The organism is Sporosarcina koreensis (genome assembly GCF_001531445.1).
Taxonomy (GTDB): domain Bacteria; phylum Bacillota; class Bacilli; order Bacillales_A; family Planococcaceae; genus Sporosarcina; species Sporosarcina koreensis_C.
Window position 1 is genome coordinate 1 of the sequence record NZ_LQYA01000355.1, and the last position, 243, is coordinate 243.

Consider the following 243-nt stretch of genomic DNA (forward strand, 5'->3'; position numbering starts at 1 on the left):
AAGCAATTTATTATAATCCCAAATAGGAGTAACCTTTTAATGCCTAGCTGATCAGATAGCTTTCCATATAGAGCTGTTCCAATAGAAAAGGTTAACATAAAGGCTGTGTTCACCCAGTTTGTACTCGCCGGTGATTTATTAAAATCATTTGCAATAACAGGTAATGAGACGTTCAAAACCATTTCATTTAATACGCTAAAAAAAGATAGAACGCAAAGCCAAATTAAAATTTGGTTGTGTCGT

1 protein-coding gene is annotated in these 243 nt (G+C 33.7%); it reads right to left on the reverse strand.

Going from position 1 to position 243, the window contains the following annotated elements; translation table 11 throughout:
* Positions 1-243: MFS transporter (locus AWV70_RS23285; protein WP_153010108.1), on the reverse strand; the 243-nt coding region annotated here is incomplete at both ends.